The sequence below is a fragment of the Arthrobacter sp. CC3 genome (assembly GCF_039907775.1).
Classification (GTDB): Bacteria; Actinomycetota; Actinomycetes; order Actinomycetales; family Micrococcaceae; genus Arthrobacter.
Map to the genome: position 1 here is coordinate 75,297 of NZ_JARCCY010000013.1, position 19,138 is coordinate 94,434.

The 19,138-nt window shown below is 66.7% G+C and carries 15 protein-coding genes; 5 read left to right on the top strand and 10 right to left on the bottom strand.

What is annotated here, in order from left to right; all coding sequences use genetic code 11:
- Positions 1–115: 115 nt before the first annotated feature.
- Both PV761_RS10105 and PV761_RS10110 read right to left on the bottom strand, forming a co-directional pair.
- A complete protein-coding gene (locus tag PV761_RS10105; RefSeq protein ID WP_347896386.1) occupies positions 116–1,195 on the bottom strand; it encodes a hypothetical protein in 1,080 nt (359 codons plus the stop codon).
- A 1-nt stretch (position 1,196) separates the two neighbouring features.
- Entirely contained in the window at positions 1,197–2,138 is a 942-nt protein-coding gene (locus PV761_RS10110) for a helix-hairpin-helix domain-containing protein (protein ID WP_347896388.1), read from the bottom strand.
- Positions 2,139–2,569: 431 nt separating this feature from the next.
- Here PV761_RS10110 and PV761_RS10115 point away from each other — a divergent pair, with 431 nt between their 5' ends.
- Positions 2,570–2,809, top strand: coding sequence for a hypothetical protein (locus PV761_RS10115; protein ID WP_347896390.1), 240 nt, complete (start codon positions 2,570–2,572; stop codon positions 2,807–2,809).
- An 18-nt stretch (positions 2,810–2,827) separates the two neighbouring features.
- Here PV761_RS10115 and PV761_RS10120 read toward each other — a convergent pair whose 3' ends face one another.
- The 6 genes from PV761_RS10120 to PV761_RS10145 form a co-directional block, all read right to left on the bottom strand.
- Entirely contained in the window at positions 2,828–3,013 is a 186-nt protein-coding gene (locus tag PV761_RS10120) for a hypothetical protein (protein WP_028269142.1), read from the bottom strand.
- Positions 3,014–3,072: 59 nt separating this feature from the next.
- The gene (locus tag PV761_RS10125; RefSeq protein ID WP_347896393.1) at positions 3,073–4,074 is read right to left on the bottom strand and encodes a DegV family protein; all 1,002 of its coding nucleotides are present in this window, start codon (positions 4,072–4,074) and stop codon (positions 3,073–3,075) included.
- Positions 4,075–4,143: 69 nt separating this feature from the next.
- Complete coding sequence (gene leuS / locus PV761_RS10130; RefSeq protein ID WP_347896395.1) at positions 4,144–6,675, bottom strand: leucine--tRNA ligase; 2,532 nt, start codon at positions 6,673–6,675, stop codon at positions 4,144–4,146.
- Positions 6,676–7,093: 418 nt separating this feature from the next.
- Positions 7,094–8,608: a glycerol kinase GlpK gene (glpK, locus tag PV761_RS10135; RefSeq protein WP_028269139.1), complete on the bottom strand. Its 1,515-nt coding sequence runs from the start codon at positions 8,606–8,608 to the stop codon at positions 7,094–7,096.
- A gap of 61 nt (positions 8,609–8,669) precedes the next feature.
- A complete protein-coding gene (locus tag PV761_RS10140) occupies positions 8,670–9,419 on the bottom strand; it encodes an MIP/aquaporin family protein (protein WP_028269138.1) in 750 nt (249 codons plus the stop codon).
- A 162-nt stretch (positions 9,420–9,581) separates the two neighbouring features.
- On the bottom strand, positions 9,582–11,372 hold the full coding sequence (locus tag PV761_RS10145; protein WP_347896398.1) for a glycerol-3-phosphate dehydrogenase/oxidase: 1,791 nt from the start codon (positions 11,370–11,372) through the stop codon (positions 9,582–9,584).
- A 122-nt stretch (positions 11,373–11,494) separates the two neighbouring features.
- Here PV761_RS10145 and PV761_RS10150 point away from each other — a divergent pair, with 122 nt between their 5' ends.
- The 4 genes from PV761_RS10150 to PV761_RS10165 all read left to right on the top strand — a co-directional run bounded on the left by PV761_RS10150 (position 11,495) and on the right by PV761_RS10165 (position 15,416).
- Positions 11,495–12,457, top strand: coding sequence for a sugar-binding domain-containing protein (locus PV761_RS10150; protein ID WP_347896400.1), 963 nt, complete (start codon positions 11,495–11,497; stop codon positions 12,455–12,457).
- A gap of 69 nt (positions 12,458–12,526) precedes the next feature.
- Positions 12,527–13,402 (top strand): aldo/keto reductase, encoded by an 876-nt coding sequence (locus PV761_RS10155; protein ID WP_347896402.1) that lies wholly within the window; start codon positions 12,527–12,529, stop codon positions 13,400–13,402.
- Positions 13,403–13,413: 11 nt separating this feature from the next.
- Complete coding sequence (locus PV761_RS10160; protein ID WP_347896404.1) at positions 13,414–14,343, top strand: alpha/beta hydrolase; 930 nt, start codon at positions 13,414–13,416, stop codon at positions 14,341–14,343.
- Positions 14,340–15,416, top strand: coding sequence for a glycosyltransferase family 1 protein (locus PV761_RS10165; RefSeq protein ID WP_347896406.1), 1,077 nt, complete (start codon positions 14,340–14,342; stop codon positions 15,414–15,416). Before PV761_RS10160 ends, PV761_RS10165 begins: the two co-directional genes overlap by 4 nt.
- Before the next feature lie 105 nt (positions 15,417–15,521).
- On the opposite strand, the gene PV761_RS10170 is transcribed toward PV761_RS10165, so the two are convergent.
- A complete protein-coding gene (locus tag PV761_RS10170) occupies positions 15,522–17,627 on the bottom strand; it encodes a primosomal protein N' (protein ID WP_347896437.1) in 2,106 nt (701 codons plus the stop codon).
- A gap of 208 nt (positions 17,628–17,835) precedes the next feature.
- Entirely contained in the window at positions 17,836–19,071 is a 1,236-nt protein-coding gene (gene metK, locus PV761_RS10175) for a methionine adenosyltransferase (RefSeq protein ID WP_347896408.1), read from the bottom strand.
- Between the last annotated feature and the right edge of the window lie 67 nt (positions 19,072–19,138).

The following is a 19,138-nucleotide window of genomic DNA, read 5'->3' on the forward strand; positions in this document are numbered from 1 at the left end:
TGCATATCCAGGTAGGCATGGTAGTCCGGGTTGGGAGCTTGCCGCAGTCGGCGAACTGGAGGCGTCCGAGGCGAATCGAGCCTCATTGACTACGCACCGAAAGTTCGGGATTAGTTCAGTACCCATCTCGAAAGGTATCTATCACTCCGCTCACGGCCGTCAGGTGCGTCATGCCGACAGTCTTCATGGCACTCTCCAGCTGTTCATCGAGGAAGCCCGTATCACCCGTGACCATTCCGGGCAGTAAGCCGCGGGCATCGCCGCCGATCCATTCCGCGGCGGCGGCAAACCCGCTGCGGAGCGCGACAGGTTCTTCCCGCCATGCCGAGGGGGCAGCAGTGGTGGCCGGGCCGGTAGTGGCGGACAGCGTGCCCGCCTGCGCCTGGCCGGCGTCGGCCGGCTGCAGTTTTCCTGTGGTCCGGACCCGCTGCCCGGGGACCACGTGCTGCCAATCGTCACCGCCGACGATCAGCACGTCCGCATCACCCCTGATGAGGCGGCCGTTGGCGATGATCATGAAAACTGTCGCCTGCACAGCCCACCGGCCGGACCCGGCGCGGCCGGGAACCTTGAGTTCGCGCGGCGAGCCTTCTATCTCCGCCTCAACCACGACTGCGGAACGGGCCGTCACCGCGTCGGCGACGGGTCCGTCATGCTTCTGCGACGCTGCTACCGCCGAGTGGGACGCGACGGCTGCCGATAGCACCAGGGCAACGGCAAGGGTGGTCAGGAAGCTGCGCGGCACCAGCCCGGACCCGTGAGTCATCCCCCGGCGCCGGCGGATCACCACCAGCAGCACCATTGCCGCCAGGAGCAGTCCCCCGATCACCGCGCAGAGTCCGGGCAACGGCAACCAGACACCCCCGACGGCGGCCGCCCAGGTGAGGAGGGCCGGAGGTGCCAGGCGCAGGTCAGTCCTGCGCCGTGGTTTGCTGCCGGTTCCCGACGCAGCAGGTTTCCCGGCTCCCCGTGCCCTGTCCTCCGGCCGGGGAAGAAGGCGGGCGGCAACCATGGCCCGCAGTCCGGCCGACGTCCGGGGCACGATGCCGATGATGCCGGCGGAGCGTACGCCCGGCGTACGTGGAAAACCCGAGGTCGGGTCACGGGGAGGGTCCGGCCGCGGCCGGAAGGCCTCGTCCTGCCGGCCCCGGACGGCTGCGTCGACGAAGCGCTGCCATGGACTGGGGCTGCCCATCTCAGGACACCCGCACGAGAGGCAATAGCGTTTCCAGCATCTTGGGGCCGACGCCGTCCACGGCGTCGAGTTCCTCCACGGCACTGAACCGACCGTGCTCCTTCCGCCAATCAAAGATGCGCTGGGCCAGGACTGGCCCTACCCGGGGCAGTGCCCCCAGCTCCTCCACGGAGGCCGTATTCAGGTCGACTTTGGCAGTGCCTGCTCCCTGTCCACCGGAGCCTGTTCCATCGGACCCCGGTTCGCTGCCCGCCGTTCCGGTGACGTCCGCGGGATCCCCCAACCGGGGAACATGGATCTTCTGGCCATCGGTCAGCACGGCGGCCAGGTTCAGCCGTTCCAGGTCAGCGGTGTCCGTGCTCCCACCCGCGGCAGCGATTGCTTCGTGGATCCGGCTACCGTCCGGCAGTTCCACAACGCCGGCTTTGTTCACAGCCCCCGCGATATGGACCACGATTTTCCTTCCAGAGGAAGGATCGGAAGCCCGCCCTCCTTCTGACGTCCCGCCGGTCTCTCCCGGGTCCTCTGCCCTTGGGCCTGCTTCCGGCTGCCCGCCGGCGTCCGTGCTGCTGATGTCGCTCAGCGGGACCACCTGTGCACGGCTGCCGGCGACGTCCCACCAGAACCAGCCGCCCAGCAGGAGGCTCACGATTCCCAGCAGCACGGCAACGCGGATGCCCGTGCGCCACCTGAACTTCGCCGGTCCGGCGACCCCGCCACCGGCGGCGGCGTCAGCCGCATCCGGATCCGGCCGCGCACCGCCGTCGTACGTGAAAGTTCCCTGGCCGGGAGCTCCGTGCTCCAGCAGCCCCTGTCCAATACCCCCGGCTGTTCCTGGCCCGCCCCTGGCATCGCCGGCGGCCGGTCCAAGGGAGGCCGTCAGTCGCCGCCGCGCACGGGTGGCCGCGGCAGGTGCTCCCGCTTCCGCGTTCCGGCGTGACATACCCGCCACGCTAGGAGAACACGGCGGGAACGGACACTGCGGAAGGGCGGTATGTGGAAAGCGGACGCACAGCAGGTCACCGGGACAACGCCCGGTCTTTTCACCATTGAATTTACATATTGACCGGGAGGCACCGCAGCCTTACGATTTTGCCCTGCCCCGAATCCGGGGAATGGTCTGAACTTTGGGGGGCGGTCACGATGTCAAAAATGTCTGTGCTCTTTTCCGGATGCGGGGTGGGCCTGGGGTTACTGCTGGCGTGCGGCGCGGCACCGGCCAGCGCGGCAGGGAGTGAAGGGACCCAGTTCACCGAATAGTCGACGTGTATCACGGATGAACTTTCCGGCTGGACGTTTTGCCAGACGGGCACAGAACGGCACATCGAGGTTCATACGCCGAGCGGAGTCGCCGTCTTCCAGGGAAGCGGTGAGGTGAGTGCCACCCAGATCTCCCCCGACGGCGAAACCATCACAGTGGACAATACCCACAAGTTCGTCAGCTTGTTTGGCTACTATGAAAGCCCGTGGTCTTTCGACGCGAACGTCATCAAAACCGGCGCGACGAGTGTCTACACGTTCCCCGACGGCGCCTCCTGCACCGTAGTGTCGGACAGCATCAGCGTGCTCGAGAAAAGCCGCTACAACCGTGACACGGTGACCTGCAGCCCCTGACCCGGGCCCTCCGGCTGGCTATTTCTGGTACGTGATGTAGGCCTCGTACTGCACCCGCCATGCGTCAGGCGCCTTCGGATCAGGCACCGTCGTGGTGAGGAACTGGACGCTGGTCACCTGGCCCTTGAGGTACTTCAGCCAGTTCGTCACTTCTTCGGACACGTCCTTGTCGAACTGCGCCACGTGGTGCACCTGCATTGTCATCGAAGCCTCCTTGCTCGGTAGGGAGCCTGCTTGGTGGGGAGACTGTACTACCGGCGCCGCTATTGGGCCAGAGCGGGTTCCTTGTGCGGTGTACTGCTCTCCCCCACGATCACGGCCAGGACACCCAGCCCCGCGTGGGCGGCGAGGACGGCGGGCAGCGAACTGATCTGCGCCGGGGGTATGCCCGGGAGCGAGGCCGCCAGCCGTTCCGCAAGCTCAGCGGCTTCCCCGGGATTGCCGAAGTGGTGGACGGCCAGGCGCGCCTGGCCGTCAGGACGCGCGGCGGCATCCGCCACCACAATTTCCTCGAGGCGCGCCACGGCCCGCGCGGCGGACCTGACCTTTTCCAGCGGAACGATCTTCCCGTCGTCCACGGCGAGGATCGGTTTGATGGCAAGCATTGTCCCCCACAGGGATGCCGCCGCTCCGATCCGGCCGCCGCGGCGGAGCTGCTCCAGGCTGGGTACATAGAAATACACCCTGGTACGCGCCAGCCGTTCTTCCGCAAAGGCACGCACTTCAGCGGCCCCCCGGCCGTCTGCCGCCGCGACCACCGCGCTCTGCACACCCATGCCCAGCGCCATGCCCACCGTCTTCGAGTCGAGCACTTCCACGGGGATGCCCACGCGCGATGCCGCGAGCCTGGCAGAGTCCGCCGTGCCGGAAAGTGCTCCCGAGATATGAACGGAGACCACCGCTTCGAAGCCGCGGCGCTGCGCCGCAAGATAGGCCTGCTCAAACTGGCCGGGCGACGGCCGTGACGTCTTGACCGGAGTGCCCGTGGCCAGCGCCACCGCAATGGTCTCGGTGATGTCGTCTTCGCCTTCGCCGTAAATCTCCGGCCCCACCATGACAGGCATGGGAACCACAGTCAGCCGGCCGTCGGCGGCGAAGTCGCCGACCCAGTCGGCCGGAAGCGCCGCTGCGGAATCGGTCACCACCGCAGTGCGCACGACGGCGGCCGCCACCACGTCCGGGGTAGCTCCCGGTCGGGGGGCCGGCCGCAGGCGGACCAGCCGTTCCTTCAGCCACGGCCAGCCGGCCGGTTCCCGGTCGTTCACGGTGTCCCCCTGCTATTCCGGCCAAGCGTGATGACCGGCCGCCGGCATTGCCGGCGGCCGGTGCCCCGGCTAAGCCGGGACGATGTTGACCAGTTTAGGGGCTCGCACGATGACCGTGCGGATACCCCGCCCGTCGAGGGCGCGCTGGACATTTTCCGACGCGAGGGCCAGTTCACGCAGCTTGTCCTCGCCGATCTCCGGGGAGACCTCCAGGCGGTCGCGGACCTTGCCCTGGACCTGGACCACCGCGGTGACAGTGTCCTGCACCAGGAGGGCTTCGTCGTGCGATGGCCAGCCGGCGTTCGCCACCGAGGCGGGATGCCCCAGCACGTTCCACATGTCCTCGGCCGTGTAGGGCGCAAAGAGGCTCAGGATGACCGCTACGGCTTCCGCCGCTTCGCGGACCGCAGGATCCGCGCCGCCCGCGCCGGCAGCTGCATCTATCGTTTTGCGGGTCGCGTTGACCAGTTCCATCAGCTTGGCCACCACAACGTTGAACTTGTTGCTGTCCAGCAGTGCGGCGGCGTCGGCGATGGTGCGGTGCGTGACGGAGCGCAGCGCACGGTCTCCTTGGGCGGCATCCGTTCCGGGCGTGCTGGTGACGTCCTGCGCCAGGCGCCAGGCCCGGGCCAGGAACTTCGCGGAGCCCGACGGCGACACGTCCGCCCAGTCGACGTCGTCCTCCGGCGGGGAGGCGAAGATCATGGTGAGACGCACGGCGTCCACGCCGTACTTGTCCAGCTGCTCACCAAGGTCAACACCGTTGCCCAGGGACTTGCTCATGGCCTTGCCCCCGTTGAGGACCTGGCCCTGGTTGAGCAGTGCGCTGAACGGCTCGTCGGCGTCGATCATCCCGAGGTCGTGGATGACCTTGGTGAAGAACCGTGCGTACAGCAGGTGCAGGATGGCATGTTCCACGCCGCCCACGTACTGCCCCACCGGCATCCAGTCGTTGATCTTCTCCGGGTCGAAGGGACCCTCGGTGTACTGCGGGGAAACGAACCGCAGGAAGTACCAGGACGAGTCAACGAACGTGTCCATGGTGTCGGTGTCGCGCTTGGCAGGGCCGTGGCAGTTGGGGCACTCAACGTTGACCCAGGCTTCGGCGGCCGCCAGCGGGGACGTGCCCTTCGGGGACAGGTCTTCGCCGCGCAGGTCGGCCGGCAGGGTGACGGGCAGCTGTTCGTCGGGAACAGGAACCTCGCCGCAGGCCGGGCAGTGGATGATCGGGATGGGCGTGCCCCAGAAGCGCTGGCGGCTGAGCAGCCAGTCGCGCAGCCGGAAGTTGACGAACTTTTCGCCGGTGCCCTGCTTCTCCAGGATGTCGATCGCGGCGGGGATGGCCTCCGCCTTGGGCAGGCCGTCGAGAACACCCGAGTTGATCAGGGTTCCCTCCCCCGCCGTCGCCGTCCCGGTGACTGCGGGGTCGTCTTCTCCCGTGTCCAGCACGGCGCGGACGGGCAGGTCGAAGGTCTTGGCGAAGTCCAGGTCGCGCTGGTCATGGGCGGGGACAGCCATGATGGCGCCGGTGCCGTAGTCAGCCAGGACATAGTCCGCTGCCCACACCGGCAGTTTTTCGCCGTTCAGGGGGTTGACGGCGTAACGGCCGGTGAAGACGCCCGTCTTTTCCCGTTCGGTGGACTGCCGCTCGATTTCGGACAGTGCCTTGACCTGTTCGCGGTAGGCGTCAAGGGCTGCGGCGTGCTCGGCCGTGACCAGTTCCACTGCCAGCGGCGCATCTGCCGCGACCACGAAGAACGTGGCTCCGTACAGGGTGTCCGGGCGGGTGGTGAAGACGGTGACGTCCTTGGCCGGCTTGCCGCCGTCGGCTTCGATCACGAAGTTGACGTGTGCACCTTCGGAGCGGCCGATCCAGTTCTTCTGCATGGCCAGGACGCGCTCGGGCCAGTGGCCGCGCAGCTCGTCCATATCGTCCAGCAGGCGGTCGGCATAGTCGGTGATCTTGAAGTACCACTGGTTAAGGGACTTCTTGGTCACGGCGGTGCCACAGCGTTCGCAGGCGCCGTTGACTACCTGTTCGTTTGCCAGCACGGTCTGGTCCTTGGGGCACCAGTTGACCGGGGAGTCCTTCCGGTAGGCCAGGCCGCGCTCATAGAAGCGCTTGAACAGCCACTGGGTCCAGCGGTAGTACCCCGGGTCCGAGGTGTGCAGGCGGCGCGACCAGTCAGCGGAGATCGCGTAGCGCTTGAAAGACGCCGCCTGGGTGTCGATGTTGGCGTAGGTCCACTCGCTGGGGTGCGCGTTGCGCTTGATGGCTGCGTTTTCCGCGGGCAGGCCGAAGGAGTCCCAGCCGATCGGGTGCAGGACGTCAAAGCCCTTCTGGCGCAGGTACCGCGCCACGACGTCACCCATGGCAAACGCTTCAGCGTGGCCCATGTGCAGGTCACCCGACGGGTAAGGGAACATGTCGAGGACATAGCGGCGCTCCCGGGAACCGTCATCGACGGGCGTGAACACCTTGAGGTCTTCCCACACCTGCGGCCATTTGGCCTCCATCGCGGCAAAGCTGTAGGTACCCTCCTCGGGACCTTCGGTCGCGACTGCTGCTGTTCCGGTCTCTGTCTCCGGCTGAACGCTCACTGCTGCCCTCTTCTGTTCTGTACCGCTTTTCGTACGGCCCTGGCGTCCTGTCCGCCCCGGCCCCTGATCCCCTGCTTGCGGCCGGGAGATAGCCCCAGACACACAAAAGCCCCTCGACATGGAGGGGCGGCCGCTCGGCAATCCGTACTTGGTCGGGATACCGCGCGGCTAGCTAAGCAGAAGGATCGCACGCATAGAACTACTTTAGCGCACCTCCACCATCACCTAAACGTAAGTCGCCACGAGCGGCTGAATCGACCGGCTCGGACATGCCGAGCTGTTAAGGGGGCCCGGGAGCGGCTTCGGGCGTCCGCGATGGGCCCACTGCTGCGAGGGCCCCGACGCGAGCTTGCGAGCGTCGGGAGCAGCAGGGGACGGGCGGGGCCCCCTTAACAGCGAAGGCATAGGCTCGCCGGGTCTACTTCACGTCCTCGTCGACCCAGTCCATGGACTTCGTCACGGCCTTCTTCCAGAGGCGCATCTGGCGGTCCCGCTCCCCTGCGTCCATCTGCGGTTCCCAGCGCTTGTCCTCGGACCAGTTGGCCGAGCACTCCCCCAGGTCCTTCCAGAAGCCGACGGCAAGGCCGGCAGCATAGGCAGCGCCGAGGGCGGTGGTCTCCACGACCTTCGGCCGGATCACCGGAACACCCAGGATGTCCGCCTGGAACTGCATCAGGGCGTCATTGGCGACCATGCCGCCGTCGACCTTCAACTCCGTCAGCGGAACACCGGAGTCCGCGTTGACGGCGTCGAGCACCTCACGGGTCTGGAAGGCGGTGGCCTCCAGTGCCGCACGGGCGATGTGGTTCCTGTTGACGAATCGGGTCAGGCCCACGATGGCGCCGCGGGCATCGGACCGCCAGTACGGCGCGAACAGTCCCGAGAACGCCGGGACGATGTACACGCCGCCGTTGTCCTTGACCGAGGCGGCGAGCGTTTCCACTTCCGGGGCACTGCTGATCAACCCGAGGTTGTCCCGTAGCCACTGGATGAGGGATCCGGTGACGGCGATGGAGCCTTCCAGCGCATAGTGTGGAGCAGCGTCCCCCAGCTTGTAGCCCACAGTGGTCAGCAGGCCGTTCTTGGAGTGGACGATTTCCTCCCCGGTGTTGAAGATCAGGAAGCAGCCGGTGCCGTACGTGTTCTTGGCCTCGCCGGCCTCAAACGCCGCCTGGCCGAAGGTGGCCGCCTGCTGGTCGCCAAGGATGCCGGCAACCGGCGTTTCACGGAGGAGCTGTGAAGTGTGGACCGTGCCGTAGACCTCGGAGGATGACTTGATGGCAGGCATCATGGAGGCCGGAACGCCGAAGGCATCCAGGATCTCCTGGTCCCAGGACAGCGTGTCAAGGTCCATGAACATGGTCCGGGAGGCGTTGGTGACGTCGGTGACGTGCACGCCGCCGTCCACTCCGCCCGTGAGGTTCCACAGGACCCAGCAGTCCGTGTTGCCGAAGACCAGGTCGCCGGCTTCGGCCTTGGCGCGGGCGCCCTCCACGTTGTCCAGGATCCACTTGATCTTGGTGCCGGAGAAGTACGTTGCCAGCGGCAGGCCCACCTTCTGCTTGAAACGCTCCGGGCCGCCATCCTTGGCCAGCTCGTCCACGATGTCCTGGGTCCGGGTGTCCTGCCAGACGATCGCGTTGTATACGGCCTCGCCCGTCGTCTTGTCCCAGACAACGGCCGTTTCGCGCTGGTTGGTAATGCCGACGGCGGCGATATCGTGCCGGGTCAGGTTCGCCTTGGACAGGGCGGAGGCGATGACCTCGCGGGTGTTGTTCCAGATTTCGGCGGGGTCGTGTTCCACCCAGCCTGCCTGCGGGAAGATCTGCTCGTGTTCCATCTGGCCCGAGGAGACGATGCTGCCGCTGTGGTCGAAGACGATGGCGCGGGTGCTGGTGGTGCCCTGGTCGATGGCGATTACGTACTGGTTCATGTTGACGTCCTTGTCTGTTGTCTGAAGGGCTTGGTGGGGGTGTTGGAACGCGGGACGGGGATCAGGAAGCTGCCGAGGCGATGATCGGCACTACTGCTGCGACGGCGCCGGCGAGTCCGCCGCCTACCAGCGGGCCCACTACCGGGATCCAGGAGTAGCTCCAGTCGCTGGAGCCCTTGCCCTTGATGGGCAGCAGTGCGTGGGCGATGCGGGGACCGAGGTCGCGGGCGGGGTTGATCGCGTAGCCGGTGGGACCGCCGAGGGACACACCGATACCGACAACCAGCAGGGCCACGGCCAGCGGGCCAAGGCCGGAAGGGGTCCCGCCGAGGGTCAGGATGACGAAGACGAGGACAAAGGTGCCGATGATCTCGGTGATCAGGTTCCACGGGGTGGAGCGGATGGCAGGGCCCGTGGAGAACACGGCGAGCTTGCTGGCGGGTTCAGGTTCGGCGTCGAAGTGCTGCTTGTGGGCCAGCCACATGACCACTGCACCCAGGAACGCGCCCAGGAATTCACCGCCGAAGTAGGTCAGTGTGGATGCGAAGTCGACGCTGACGCCGGGAGCATACTCCGCCTTGCCGTTGAGCAGCAGGCCGAAAGTGACGGCGGGATTCAGGTGTGCGCCGGACTTGGCAGCCACGAAAACACCGCAGAAGACTGCAATGCCCCAGCCCCATGTGACCATCAGGAATCCGCCGTTGTTGCCCTTGGTGCCTTTGAGCGCGACGTTTGCCACAACGCCGCAACCCAGCAGGGTGAGCATTGCGGTTCCGAATACTTCGGAAAGGAAAACAATTCCAAGAGACATCTTTGACTCCTCTATTTTCTGTTGTCAGCCCTTCGCGAGTTTGAAGGGCTGTTGGGCCGGCAACGTTGTTGCGTTGCCGGCCGGCTGCTGCGCCGGCTGTTCCTCCAGCGGAACCGCGCAGCCCTTGCGCCCGGGCACTCCCTCCCCGGGCACGCAAGCTATCTAGGCGACCAGGCTGTGGACCTGGACGCCGTGGAAGCGTTCAAGCACCTCCTGGGCGTAGTGGATTTCGGCTGCCCGGGCGGCGGCGTCCCAGCCCAGCGGAACGGCAAGGACCTCTGCGACCTCGTTGAGGAGTTCGCCGGTCACCAGCCCGCGGAAGGCCAGCGACGTGCGCCGGATCAGCACGTCGATGAGGTGCCCCACCTGTTCGTTGCGGGCCATGAACTCCAGTTCGCGGACACTGAGTTCGCGGGTGGAGTGCAGGAGCCGGTCCGGTCCGGCGTCGAGGTATCGCAGGACTTCTTCGGCGCGGGTGCCGTAGCGGGTCAGCAATCCGGAGATCCGGTCAGCGTCGCGGCCGGCGGACATGTGTGCCTTGATCCACTGTTCGATGCCGGACGCTGTGTCCGGGAAGCCGGCGCCGCCGCCGATGCCGAGTTTCGCCGTCGAGACTTTCCGTTCCAGTCCCAGTTCCTTGAGCACGTCATTTGTCAGGTGTTCTGCCAGGGCCCGGAACGTGGTCCATTTGCCGCCCACCAGGCTGAGCACGACGGCGCCGCCGGCCGACGTATGCTGTCCGCCGCGCTCGATCCGGTAGTCCCGGCTGACGAAGCCGGGCTGGGTGGCGTCGTGCCGGGGCAGCGGGCGGACACCGGCGAAGGTGTACACGATCTGGTCCCGGCTCACCGGGACGTCCGGGAAGACATGGCCGATCAGGTCGAAGAAGTAGTCGATCTCGGCGTCGGTGCAGACGGCATCCTCTGCCATGTCCGCATCGACGTCGGTGGTGCCCACCAGCACGCGGTCGCCCATCGGGTAAATCAGCACGATCCGGCCGTCCGTGTGTTCAAAGAAGATTTCGCGGCCGTTGCAGGCCTCGAGCAGCCCGGGGTGGTCCAGCACGATGTGCGAACCCTTTGTTCCGCCCATGAAGGAGGAGGCAGCACCCATGGCCTGGTTGGTCAGGTCGACCCAGGCCCCCGTGGTGTTGACGATCACGTCCGCCGTGAAGTCGAAGACTTCGCCGGTGAGTTCATCGCGCAGCTGGACAGTGCTGCCGCCCGTGGAACCGGACGAATTTCCGGCCGCCCCGCCCATGGACACGAGCGAAAGGTAGTTGCTGGCCCGGGCGTCACTCGGACCCACGGCGCCGGCCTTTTCGCCGTCCTGGAGCACGTCCAGGGTGAGCCGCTCGGGGTTGTGGACCGAGGCATCGAAATAGGTGGCCGCGTACTTGATTCCGGGGTGCAGCCGCGGCAGTTCCGCCAGGGCGCGCTTCCGGCCGCGGAACTGGTGGCGCGGAACTGTGCCGCCGTCGCGTGAGAAGAAGTCGTACATGCTCAGGCCGAGCTTGATCAGGAAGGCGCCGCGTTCTTTCGGCTTGCCCTGCTGCTTGTGGGTCAGGAACCGCAGCGGCGCGGACAGCACGCCGGAGAAGGTGCTGAAGATGGGAATAGTGGTCTGGAGCGGCTTGACGTAGTGGGGGGCAATGCGCAGCAGCCTGTTGCGTTCGACGACGGACTCCTGGACCAGGCGGAACTCACCGTTTTCGAGGTACCGGATTCCGCCGTGGATCATGTGCGACGATGCACCGCTGGCCCCCTGGCAGTAGTCTCCGCGTTCGACGAGCGCAACATCGACGCCCTGTAGTGCCAGATCGCGGAACGTGCCCACTCCGTTGATTCCGCCGCCGATGATCAGGACCTGCGCGCGGGGCCGCTTTCGCAGGCTCTGCACTGAGGACCGCTGGCGGCTGGAAGACGGATGGCCGGATGAATCGTTGGTTCCCAAATCTGCTCCTTTGGGTTTGGTTCTGTGCGGCACGCCTCAGCGCGGCGCCGTTCACCACTATTGTTTGGACTAATGGAAAATGGAGTCAAGCACTATGCACAAACGTGCAGAACGGAAGCCCAATGCCGCGTTCACGCCACTCAGAAGCCCTCAGGGCTGCACAACTGTATTACCTCCAGGACCTCACGATGGACGCCATAGCCAGGGAGCTCCGGACCTCGAGATCCACGGTTTCCCGGCTTTTATCGACTGCCCGGGAAACCGGCCTGGTGCAGATCCAGATCCGCAATCCGCTCGACACGGGACCCGAACTGGAGAACATGATCCGCGCCCAATACCGCGTCGATGTGCACGTCGTTCCGGTGGTGGACACCCTGAATGAGGCGGAGACACTTGACAGGGTGGCCATGCAGGCTGCACGGACCATCGGTCCGCTGGTCGACTCAAACGCGATCATCGGCGTCGCGTGGGGATCCACCCTCAGCGCGGTCAGCCGCCACCTGACCCGCAAGATCACCCACGACAGCGTGATCGTCCAGCTCAACGGCGCGGGGAACATGCAGACCACCGGCATTACCTACGCCAGCGACATCATGCGCAGGTTCGGCAGCGCCTTCGGGGCGCGTGTTGAACAGTTTCCCGTTCCGGCGTTTTTTGACCACGCCGCCACGAAAACCGCCATGTGGAATGAACGCAGCGTCCAGCGCATCCTGGATTTGCAGTCACGCATGAGCATTGCCATTTTCGGTGTGGGATCAGTGGACGCCGACTACCCGAGCCACGTCTATGCCGGCGGCTACCTCGACGAGAACGACCTGAACATTCTGGCCAGCTCGGACGTGGTGGGTGACGTTGCCACCGTGTTTTTCCGCGGCGACGGGTCCTCCGACGGCATCACGCTCAACGAACGGTCCACCGGCCCGGCGCTGGCACAGCTGCGGCAGGTCCGGCGGCGGATCTGCGTCGTATCAGGAGCCTCGAAGATCAACGGACTGCGCGGCGCGCTCGCTGCCGGGCTCGCCACCGACCTGATCCTCGATGAAGCCATGGCGCGGCGCCTGGTGAGTTTCGACGGGTTGTCGTGACGCCGGCAGCGGCAGGCTTCACGGCCTGTCCCGGGGAGCCTGCCGCGGGGAGTCGGTAGAGTCAGTGCTATGAAAACCTCGCCCCGGCTAAGCCTCAACAATGGTGTGCTGATCGACCAGCTGGGCTTCGGGCTCTACAAGGTTCCCCCGGCGGACGCTGCCGGCCTGGTGACCATGGCCCTCGAAGCCGGCTACCGGCACTTCGACACTGCGTCCATGTACGGAAATGAAACCGGGGTGGGCAAGGCCATCGGCGCCCTCTCCGGCTTCGGCGGCAGCGGAGCCGGCGGCGGCTCCGGCGAGGCGGCGCCGTGGCTCTCCCGGGAGGACCTCTTCGTCTCCACGAAGGTGTGGAATGACGACCACGGCTACGACGCAACGATGCGGGCCTTCCAGACCTCCATGTCCAACCTCGGCCTGGAATACATCGACCTCTACCTCATCCATTGGCCTTGCGCCCGCCGCGGACTCTTCACCGAAAGTTACCGGGCCATGGAAACCCTGTACCGCGAGGGCAGGATCCGGGCCATCGGAGTTTCCAACTTCCAGCCTGCCCACCTGGAGCGCCTGCTCGAGACGGCCGAAGTGGTCCCCGCCGTGAACCAGGTGGAACTTCATCCCTGGCTGCAGCAGGACGAACTCCGGGGCCTGCATGACCGGCTTGGTATCCGCACGGAGGCCTGGAGCCCGCTGGGCCGGGGGCAGGTGCTGGAGGATCCAGTGGTTGTGGAGCTGGCAGCGGCGCACCGCCGGACCGCGGCCCAGATCGTCCTGCGGTGGCACGTGCAGCTGGGCAACGTGGTCATTCCTAAAGCCAGCTCCTACACCCGGATCCGGGAAAACCTTGATGTCTTCGGCTTTACCCTGGACGCCTCGGACATGGCCGCCCTTGCCGCCCTGGAACGCAACCAGCGCACAGGCTCCCACCCGGACAACGTCAACTAGGATTCGACACCATGGAACAAGTGGACACAGGACCGGCACAGGCCCTGCACCTCTTCAGCGGCGCACTGGACGACAGGACGCGGGCCGCCAGCGTGGACCTGGATGGCTGCACTGTGGACTACTGGGTGTACGAGCCCGTTACCGTCACAGCGGAGACCAGGACGATCCTGGTGATCCACGGATTCCGCGGGGACCACCACGGCCTGCTGCGGGTTGCGGACCAGCTCCCCGACATGCGGTTGATCATGCCCGACCTGCCCGGTTTCGGCAGCTCCGGCGCGTTCACCGATGGTGAGCACAGCCTCGCGCGGTACGGGCAGTTCATCCGCGACTTCATGACCGCCCTGGGCCTGGGGCCGGAAACGGTGCTGCTGGGACACTCCTTCGGATCCATCATTGCCAGCCATTTCGTGGCGGCCAACCCCGGCGCCGTGTTCCCGCTCATCCTCATCAATCCCATTGCCGCGCCGGCACTGGAGGGGCCCAAGGGCGTCATGACCAAACTGGCAGTCATCTACTACGAGGCCTCTGCCAGGCTCCCCCGCGCCCTGGGCCTGTACCTGCTCCGCAGCAGGCTCATTGTCAGGGTCATGAGCGTCGCCATGGCAAAGACCAGGGACAAGCAGCTCCGTCGCTTTATCCACGGCCAGCACAGCGCGTACTTCTCGGCCTTTGCCAACCGGGACAGCCTGCTTGAGTCCTTCAAGGCGTCCGTGGGCAGCAACGTCTCCGAAGTTGCTGCGGACCTGGCCCTTCCGGTGCTGCTGGTTGCCGGTGAAAAGGATGAGATTGCGATGCTCCCGGACCAGCACAAGCTGAAGGCCCTCCTGCCGGACGGCACCCTCGAGGTCATTCCGGGTGTGGGGCACCTTATCCACTATGAGACACCCGCACCGGCCGCCGGCTACATCAGACGCTTCCTGAAGGACCATCCCGCGTGAAAATCATTATCGATGCCCGCTTCACCCGCCTGGACCACCACGACGGAATCAGCAGGTACGGGGCCAGCCTGATCGCCGCCACGGCCAAGATCGCCGACGTCTCGATGCTCGTCAGCGATCCCCGGCAGCTGGCCCTGCTCCCGGACGTGCCCTACACGATGATCAACAGCCCGCTCTCCCCCGCGGAGCTCTTCGTGGCCGCTAAGGTCAACAAGCTTGGCGCCGACGTGGTGGTGTGCCCGATGCAGACGATGGGGACGTTGGGCCGGAAGTACGGTCTGGTCCTGACCCTCCACGACCTCATCTACTACGAGCACCCCGCTCCGCCAGGCTTCCTGCCTGCCCCGGTCCGAGTGCTGTGGCGCCTTTACCACAAGGCGTTCTGGCCGCAGCGGCTGCTCCTGAACCGGGCGGACGTGGTGGCCACCATCAGCCACACCACCGAAGCCCTGATCGCCAAATACCGCCTGACGAAGCGGCCGGTCCGGATTGTGGGCAACGCTCCGCAGCACGGCCACACGCCCCGCGACCCCGGTGCCGGCGCGGACCCCACCCTGCTCTACATGGGTTCGTTCATGCCGTACAAAAACGTGGACACCATGGTGCGGGGAATGGCCGAACTGCCCGGCATGACGCTCCATCTCCTCAGCCGCATCACGCCGCAGCGCCGGGCGGAACTCGAGGCCCTGGTGCCGCCGGGAGCGGAAGTCGTCTTCCATAACGGCGTGACGGATGCCGAGTACGAGGCCCTGCTGGCCCGGACCACTGCCCTGATCAGCCTCTCACGCGCGGAAGGTTACGGGCTGCCGCTCGTGGAGGCCATGTCCCACGGCACGCCCGTCATCGCCAGTGACATCCCGATCTTCCGCGAAGTGGGGCAGGACGCCGTGACGTACGTCCACCCGGATTCCCCGTCCGAGTTCGCCGAAGCGGTGCGGCGGCTGGAACAGGCGCAGGTGTGGAAGGCGCTGTCACGCCGTTCCGTGGAACGGGCTGCGGAATTCAGCTGGGACCACTCCGCCCGGCAACTCGTGGACCTGGCCGAAGAGGCCGCCCGGATCAGCAGGCGCTGAGGCCGGCCCCGGCGGAAGCTCCTCAGCCGCAGTTCGCCGTCAGCCGTCAGCCGTCAGCCGTCAGCCGGGACACACAACCAGGGCACGTCGGCTGGAGCACATCAGCTAGAGCACGTCCACGCCGTCAAGCCGGAGCTGGACGGGATCGTCGCTGCGCCGTGCCGCCGCCGCGGCCTTGACGGCCCGCATCGCACGCGTTGATTCCGCCGCCTGTGCATACGGAATGAACAGCAGCGTCCGGACGTCCTCGCCGGCCTCCTGGCTGGCTGCCCGTGCATTCGACAGCAGCACGGGCGCCGGACCAGCCATGCGCAGGGTAATGCCCTGCCGGGCCAGGCCCTGCTCAATGGCCTCGGTGAAGTGCCCGACGGCGGTCCGGCCGCCGGTCACCGAGGCAACCCGCACCGCCGGGGGCAACTGGAGCTCCTGCCGCAATGACAATTCGCGCTGCGCATACCCGCTGGCGTCCCAGCGAAGCAGCGCGCCCACCCCGGCGGCGTCGTCCGCGGTGATCACCACGAGGCCCCCCTCAGCGGCAGGCTTGACGAGCGCCGCGGCGTTGAACCAGCGCCGTACGGCGTCCTCCCCTGCGCGGAGGTTTTCCCGGCGCAGCAAAGAGTCCCCATCCAGCAGCAGTGCGGCGGCATAGCCGCCAGCCGCCACAGGTTCCGCTCCCACGGTGGCCACTACGAGGGCTCTTGTGTCCGGGACGGTGGCTTTGACGTGGTCGCCCGACGACGTGATGACGGGTTTGCCCGGGAACGCCCGGCCCAGCTCCTCCGCGGTCCGCAGCACACCGGTGGCGGAGCGGCGGAGCCTGGGGCTGGTGCAGTGGCTGCAGCGCCAGGCCGGCGCCGGCGCAGAACACCAGCGGCACTGCGGTACGGCGGACGATCCGGCGGCGCCGTCAATAGCCAGGGGCCCGCTGCAGGCCGTGCACCGGGCAGGTTCCCGGCAGGAGTCGCAGACCAGCGAGGGCGCATAGCCGGCGCGGGCCACCTGCACCAGGACGGGGCCGCGTTCCAGGCCTTCCTTGGCGGCGCGCCAGGCCGCCCCCGGCAGCCTGGCGATCCGGGCGAGGGGGTCGCGTTCCTGTTCAAAGCTGTCCGCGGTGTTCAGGACACGCGGTACAGTCCTCCGGACCTCAGGGCGGGCGGCTTCCACGGTCCGGGCCCAGCCTGCGTCCACCAGGCGCTGCAGTTCGGTGCTGCGGGTGTGCGCCGCCAGCAGGCACGCTGCGCCCTCCTGCTCCGCGCGCAGGAGCAGGACCTCCCTGGTGTGGGCGTAGGGCGACCGCTGCTCGATGTGGAGGTCGTCGCCGTCGTCCCAGCACACCACCAGGCCAAGGTTGTGCACGGGGGCATAGGCCGCCGAGCGGGTGCCGACCGCGACGCCCGCGTGCCCGGTCAACACCCGCAGGTAGCTGCGGTAGCGGGGCGTCGGCCCGTCGTCGGCAGTGAGCCGGGCGATGTCTTCCCGGGGAAGCAGCCGCGCCAGGGCGGCCTCAACGCGGTCCAGGTCGCGTTGGTCCGGAACCACCACCACCGCGCCACGGCCCGCGGCACGGACGGCCGCCACGGCTTCGGCAATGAGCTCGGGCCAGCCGGCAGGGCCGAAACCCTGGAGCGCGCTTAGCACCGCGCGCGGCGACTCGCCCGCAGCGAGGTGCCGGAGGAAGGCCGTCCCGTTGACGTAGCGGGACCAGTTCCCGGGTGGGTGTGGAATGCGGGACGCCTCCGGCTCCGCGTCCGCAGCGGCTTCCGTCATTTGAGGGCTTGCGGAGAGCTTTCCCTCGGTGGCCAGCTCCTTCTCAAGCTTGGCAACCCGCGGCGGGATGGCCACGCGCAGGACGTCGCTGACGGTTCCGGCGTAGCGGGCTGCCACAGTGCCGGCCAGCGCGGCCATTTCCGGCGTGAGGACCTGCACGGCAGACACGACTTTATGGAGCGGTAAGAGCACGTGCCCGGCGTCGGAATCAGCCACCCGGTCAAGGATGTAGCCGCTGAGCTCCTGGCCGTTGAATTTGACCTTGACCCGCACACCCGGCTGCGCGGCGTCGTCGACCGAGGCCGGCACGCTGTAGTCGAAGGGCCGGTCCAGATGGGGCAGTGAGGATTCGATGAGCACTCTGGCTACGGGCAGCGACGGCGCGAGCGGAGGACCGCCGGAAGACTGCGTCCGGGCGGCCGGGAACCCCTGGAGGAATGACAGCTGGAAGGGTTCTTCGGCGGCGGCTGCCTCACCGGGAAAGGAAGCGATGGGACCAGTCTCCGTTCAGCATCTGCCAGTTGTGGTGGTCATGGGTCCGGCGCGGTGGAGCAATGCTCCACCAGCCGGAAAGCACAGTAGCAGGGCCGCCCGAACGGGGGCCCTGCTACAGCCAAACACACGGCACCGACATTGACTCCGGTGGCGGCCCTCAGGCGTTGAAGAAAGCCTTGAGGTCATCCACACGGTCAAGGCGTTCCCAGGTGAAGTCGGGATCGTCGCGGCCGAAGTGTCCGTGCGCAGCAGTCTTTGCGTAGATGGGCCGCTTGAGGTCCAGCGCATCGATGATCGCACGCGGACGGAGGTCGAAGATTTCCGAAATAGCCGCGCTGATGCGCTCGGGATCCACCGTTTCCGTGCCAAAGGTCTCGACATACGTGCCCACGGGCCGTGCCTGGCCGATGGCGTAGGCAATCTGGATCTCGGCCCGCTTGGCAAGTCCGGCAGCGACCACGTTCTTGGCCACCCAGCGCATCGCATAGGCCGCGGAGCGGTCAACCTTGGACGGATCCTTGCCGGAGAAGGCACCGCCGCCGTGGCGCGCCATGCCGCCGTAGGTGTCCACGATGATCTTGCGGCCGGTCAGGCCGGCGTCGCCCACGGGGCCGCCGATCACGAACGCTCCGGCTGGATTGAGGATGTTGCGGGTACGCGAGATGTCCAGGTTGGCTACCGCCAGCACCGGGTCAATCACATGCGTGGCAAGGTCGGCGCGCAGCTGCTCGAGGCTGGCGCCCTCCGCGTGCTGGCTGGAGATCACGATGGTTTCGACGGAGACCGGCCGGTCGCGGTCGTAGCCGATCGTGGCCTGGGTCTTGCCGTCCGGGCGGAGGTAGGGAAGTTCGCCGTTCTTGCGCACTTCGGTGAGGCGCTCTGAGAGGCGGTGCGCAATCCAGATCGGCACGGGCATGTAGGACGGCGTCTCGTCGCTGGCGTAGCCGAACATGAGGCCCTGGTCGCCGGCGCCCTGGAGGTCGTAGTCGTCTTCCTGGCGGCCTTCGCGGGCTTCCAGGGAGTTGAACACGCCGCCGGCAATGTCGTTGGACTGCTGGCCGATGGAGACGGAGACGCCGCAGCGTGCACCGTCAAACCCATTGGCCGAGGAGTCGTAGCCGATCCCCAGGATGGTCTCCCGCACGATCTGCGGGATCTCCACGTAGGCGTCTGTGGTGACTTCGCCCGCTACGTGCACCAGTCCGGTGGTGGCCAGCGTCTCCACTGCCACGCGGGACTCGGGGTCCTTCGCCAGCAGGGCATCCAGGATCGCATCGCTGATCTGGTCGCAAATCTTGTCCGGATGGCCTTCAGTCACGGACTCCGACGTGAAGAGACGAAGGGATGGCGGCGTCGCGCCATGGGATGCGGGAATGTGCAGCGGTAAAGTCACTCAACTACCTTACTGGTTGGGAATCGGTCAGGCCTCGGCATGTGTCCCCCTGCTAAGGAGGCCTTGC

What these genes read in the sequence shown, in the direction of transcription:
- PV761_RS10105 (WP_347896386.1), bottom strand. Translation starts at nt 1,195, where the DNA reads ATGGGCAGCCCCAGTCCATGGCAGCGCTTCGTCGACGCAGCCGTCCGG.
- PV761_RS10110 (WP_347896388.1), bottom strand. Translation starts at nt 2,138, where the DNA reads ATGTCACGCCGGAACGCGGAAGCGGGAGCACCTGCCGCGGCCACCCGT.
- PV761_RS10120 (WP_028269142.1), bottom strand. Translation starts at nt 3,013, where the DNA reads ATGACAATGCAGGTGCACCACGTGGCGCAGTTCGACAAGGACGTGTCC.
- glpK (WP_028269139.1), bottom strand. Translation starts at nt 8,608, where the DNA reads ATGAACCAGTACGTAATCGCCATCGACCAGGGCACCACCAGCACCCGC.
- PV761_RS10140 (WP_028269138.1), bottom strand. Translation starts at nt 9,419, where the DNA reads ATGTCTCTTGGAATTGTTTTCCTTTCCGAAGTATTCGGAACCGCAATG.
- PV761_RS10150 (WP_347896400.1), top strand. Translation starts at nt 11,495, where the DNA reads ATGCCGCGTTCACGCCACTCAGAAGCCCTCAGGGCTGCACAACTGTAT.
- PV761_RS10155 (WP_347896402.1), top strand. Translation starts at nt 12,527, where the DNA reads ATGAAAACCTCGCCCCGGCTAAGCCTCAACAATGGTGTGCTGATCGAC.
- PV761_RS10160 (WP_347896404.1), top strand. Translation starts at nt 13,414, where the DNA reads ATGGAACAAGTGGACACAGGACCGGCACAGGCCCTGCACCTCTTCAGC.